At 47.0% G+C, this 4,453-nt stretch carries 4 protein-coding genes and 1 tRNA gene; 2 read left to right on the top strand and 3 right to left on the bottom strand.

Features of this window, described 5'->3' with window-relative positions; genetic code table 11:
- Positions 1 to 235, bottom strand: a 235-nt coding sequence (locus tag C7B77_RS24755) for a DUF3611 family protein (RefSeq protein WP_146138502.1), incomplete at its 3' end; no start/stop codon positions are given.
- A 269-nt stretch (positions 236 to 504) separates the two neighbouring features.
- On the opposite strand from C7B77_RS24755, the gene C7B77_RS24750 reads away from it, so the two are divergent.
- Together C7B77_RS24750 and C7B77_RS24745 are read left to right on the top strand one after the other, a co-directional pair.
- On the top strand, positions 505 to 885 hold the full coding sequence (locus C7B77_RS24750; protein ID WP_106311200.1) for a PadR family transcriptional regulator: 381 nt from the start codon (positions 505 to 507) through the stop codon (positions 883 to 885).
- Positions 886 to 1,159: 274 nt separating this feature from the next.
- Positions 1,160 to 2,671, top strand: coding sequence for a DASH family cryptochrome (locus C7B77_RS24745; RefSeq protein ID WP_106311197.1), 1,512 nt, complete (start codon positions 1,160 to 1,162; stop codon positions 2,669 to 2,671).
- A 117-nt stretch (positions 2,672 to 2,788) separates the two neighbouring features.
- Here the strand turns inward: C7B77_RS24745 and C7B77_RS24740 are convergent.
- Positions 2,789 to 2,861 (bottom strand) — tRNA-Ile (locus C7B77_RS24740).
- Positions 2,862 to 2,990: 129 nt separating this feature from the next.
- Complete coding sequence (locus C7B77_RS24735; RefSeq protein ID WP_342761375.1) at positions 2,991 to 4,451, bottom strand: trehalase family glycosidase; 1,461 nt, start codon at positions 4,449 to 4,451, stop codon at positions 2,991 to 2,993.
- Between the last annotated feature and the right edge of the window lie 2 nt (positions 4,452 to 4,453).

Below are 4,453 nucleotides of genomic sequence, written 5' to 3'. Positions count from 1 at the left end.
AGTAAGTACAACCATAAAGTATCAGCAACCCACCAATTGCAAATAGCAAACTGCCACCCGTTCCCGGATTGCTCGCTCCCGTGCCCGCAGAGGGAATGGCAAATAGAAAAATCAAACTTGAAACCACCGCCAAAGCAAGTTGCGACCAAAATCCCGCCCAGCCGACTCGTCGCAGTTGGGCGGCAATTTTTTTGACAGCTTGAGGTGTATTACCGTTAATTTCCAGATTTGACATAAATAATAATTAAGAAATTGGTAAGAAACTAGAATAATTGTCCCTTAGCGTAAATTGGATGAGTTAAGCTAAAAACTGGGTACCAATAAACTTGCTCGATCGATTAGTTAAACCCGTTATCTGTAGAAATTGTCTTCCTGTCTCGTTTTGACAGATTTATTGCGATTTGCCAAAGCACCGCTTACGTTATCGACATTGCCTCCAGCTTTCGGGCTAGGTGAGGATTGAAACGAACTAACGCACACCAATATTATAAGGTGGTAACAGCTATGAACTTTGAAGATATCTATTGCTTTTTCCGCAACCCCCCACCACTCTATCTCAACCAGGAGTTGGCGGTTTGTTACATTCTCGACATTCTGCTTCAGGGAGATTCTTACGGTACTGAGTTGATTGCCAGATTGGAGCATGAATCTTCAACCTATCGGCTCTCGGATACAGTTTTATATAGCGCGATTAAATTTTTGGAAGCTAACGGTACCATTGTCGGCTACTGGAAAAAAGTTGAAGGTCGCGGACGACCGCGCCGCATGTATCAAATCGATGCTGAGTGGGTTGGCAAAGCTAAAGAGCTAGCATATTTTTGGGAGCGATATTCTGGTACCCATCCAAAATCTGCGGACGATCGAGCATTGTCCACAGGTAGTTAATCCCAATTGCCGTACTTAATCGCTCGATCGATTTGAATTATAAATTTTGGCGGGGGCGCGTTTCAACCGCGCGCCGCCAGTCCAATAGCTGTCATTCGGGCAACTGGCAACTTAGGTTATTTAATAATTAAAATATAGAGATAGACCGATCCAAAATTTGGTTGACGATTGACTCTCGATCGTAAGAGATCCGCAGGTGCCATACCTGCTTTTTTATCGATCGAATACGTAAATTTAGATTCCCAGCTCGGTTATCGTATTATCTAGTTTTATAATGACTACCAAACGGATTTTAATCTGGTATCGTAACGATCTGCGCTTGCACGACCATCAACCGCTGAATCAGGCTCTCAACGACGGTGCTAGCGTAATTCCATTCTATTGCTTTGACGATCGCCAATTCGGACAGACGAGTTTTGGGTTTCCTAAAACGGGCGGCTTTCGGGCGCAGTTTCTACTCGAAAGTCTTGCCGATCTCCAGAATTCCTATCGCTCTCTCGGTAGCGAATTGATAATTCGGCGCGGATTGACAGAAGAAATTATTCCCAAATTGGTTGAGCCGTTGGGAATTACCGATGTCTACTATCATCAGGAAGTTACCCCTGAAGAAATTGGCGTCAGTACCGCACTAGAAGCCGCTCTAACAGCCGTTAATGTCAATTGTCGATCTTTTTGGGGTCACACCCTGCATCTCCTCCAGGATTTGCCGTTTACCTTGCCAAATCTGCCCGAATTATTTACTAATTTTCGCAAGGAGGTAGAACGAAAGGCACCGATGCCAACCTGCTTGCCAGCACCAACTAGTTTACCCCCGCTCTCAGTAGATCTCGATCCGGGAACTCTGCCGAGTTTAGAAGATTTGGGAATAGCCGCACCTCAACCCGACACGCGGGGCGTTTTGGCATATCGCGGCGGTGAGACAGCGGGAATCGATCGATTGAATGAGTATATCTGGCAGCACGATCGATTGCGAGTGTATAAAGAAACTCGCAATGGCATGTTGGGTGCCGATTACTCGTCCAAATTTTCGGCTTGGTTGGCGTTAGGCTGTCTGTCACCGCGATATATCCATCAACAGGTCAAAAAATATGAGGACGAACGGATCGAAAATGACTCTACTTATTGGTTGATTTTTGAGTTATTATGGCGAGATTATTTTCGCTTTATTTGCGCCAAACATGGCAATAATATCTTCAAACGATCGGGACTTCAAGGTGTCAATCTCAATTGGAAACAAGATTGGCAACGGTTCGATCTCTGGCGTGAAGGTAAAACCGGATATCCGCTAGTAGATGCCAATATGCGCGAGATTGCCGCAACTGGTTACATGTCCAATCGCGGACGTCAAAATGTCGCGAGTTTTCTGACTAAAAATCTCGGTATTGATTGGCGAATGGGTGCTGAATGGTTTGAATCTTTGCTAATCGATTACGACGTTTGTAGTAATTGGGGCAACTGGAATTATACTGCCGGAGTTGGCAACGACGCGCGAGTTTTCCGCGTTTTTAATATTACTAAGCAGTCTCTAGATTACGATCGAGAAGGAAACTACGTCAAACATTGGCTGCCCGAACTCGATCGAATTCCCGCAACTAAAGTCCACGAACCTTGGAAACTTTCACCAGCCGAACAGGAAAATTTTGGGGTGCGAATTGGGGTCGATTATCCACAGCCTGTGGTCGATTTGTTTAAGTCCGCTCGTACCAACGAGCTGATCTATAATATGGCATTTAATATCTCTGGCGGTGCTCGCGAACGACCCGTTCCCAATCGACGCTCTAAGTAAAGTAAATTCGGATAATTAAACTATGCTATGACAAACCCGAATTTTTTAAAAATTCGGGTTTGTATTCTCACCTAGGTGGTAAGCATTGCCCTGTGCCCTAATATCTGTCTATTTCAATCCAAGGTACTGGAGTTGAACCAGTCTAACCCGAATTATGAGTTCGGTGCCTCAACCGCTCGGCCAACCTTGGATATAATTCATTATTTGGCGTTGCTGGATTGATATATGAAAACTAGAGGAGGGAGCGGGGGGCGAGGAGCGGGGAGCGAGGAGTGCAAAAGCTAGAATCATACCTTAAACCAGCAACGCCGATTTGGTATTAGTCGTTCTCTAAAATTGCTAGCAACTCCAGAAATACACCATTTGTCCAGCCGAAGCCAACTTCGTTAGAACTGTAGCCAAATAAAATTTCGTCCGAAACATTAGCAGAACAGGCGCAGACATCGTACTTTTCTACGAGGGTGCCAGAGTTAGTAAATTCTTGGACGAGCATGGCAATAAATTTCCGCGCCAACCTGTCGGCATCCTCTTTGTAGCCATAGCGGCGCAACCCTTGCACTGCAAATAGCTGTAACGGTGCCCACCCAAAGGGGGCATCCCATTGGTTGCCGCTGACGTGGGTACTGGTTTGCAAACCACCTGGCATTTCAAATCGATCGAGATTTTCAACTACTCGCTGGGCTTGCTCGGCGGAGGCAATTCCCGCCCACAGCGGATAGAAGGTGGTGGCGAACTCATAAGGGCGACGCTCGCCCGTACTAAAGTTGTAATCAAAGTATTGACCCGCTGCTTCATCCCACAAAAAGCGATCGATCCGTTCGTGACGATCCATCGCTCGATCGCGCCAAGGCTGGGCAGTTTCCGCCTGTCCCACGATTTCGTGGAGTGTAGCAATGTCCTGCTCCATCTGGTAAAGCAACACATTCAGGCAGACGGGCACATAGTGAATGATATCGACACTAAAGGGGCCAAAACGGTTGCTAATATCAAAGCCGGACTCCCGCATCGATCGATCGCCTTGATAAAATAAATCGGTCAGGCTGTCTTGCTCTCGATCGTAATATAGGGCTAGATCGTAGTCAGTCACCTCATGCTGACGATAATATTCTCGCACGCGATCGTAATGCGTCTTACCGTCTTCATCTTTCTCTGATACCAGCACTTCAGGCGCAGGGCCATGACCCAAGGCATAGTAGCGCGATAGCCCCGTAGCGGGGTTTAAATGGGGCGGCACCGTCCAGTAGTAATAAAAACGCTCGACCATCGGTAAAAGCGATCGCACCCACTCTCGATCGTGAGTTTGGGCATATACAGCCAATATCATCAGCGTTAATAATGGCGGCTGAGAGCGGGCGAGTTGATAGGTGCGATTGGCATTGAGAATGGTGCCATAATGCTCGATCTCATACACCAATTGTTCGGTCATACTCCGAGCCAGATCGATTTCGCCATCCCGCAACAGCCCCATCTGAATGAAATAGCTATCCCACCCATACATTTCGTTAAACCTACCTCCGGGCACGACATAGGCATGGGGTAAGTAGAGCAGACCGTGCTCTTGAATTTGGTCTAGATCCGCAGGTAGGATGCGCAGGTCGATTTGGTGCCATTCTGTTACTGGGAGGACTTGCTGGAGGGTTTGGGCGACTCGATCGAAGTCTTCTTGTTGGGAGACGTATACGATCCACCGTTGACCAGGGGTATGTTCGACTTTGATATCTCTGGCGGCTTGGAGGATGTGTTCTTGGGAGCGATAAAGGGTTTTCCAGGTACGTTTGATGT

Origin of the sequence: Chamaesiphon polymorphus CCALA 037 (assembly GCF_003003845.1) — a bacterium.
In the GTDB taxonomy this organism is placed as follows: Bacteria; Cyanobacteriota; Cyanobacteriia; order Cyanobacteriales; family Chamaesiphonaceae; genus Chamaesiphon; species Chamaesiphon polymorphus.
This window is presented reverse-complemented; position numbering and strand designations above follow the sequence as displayed.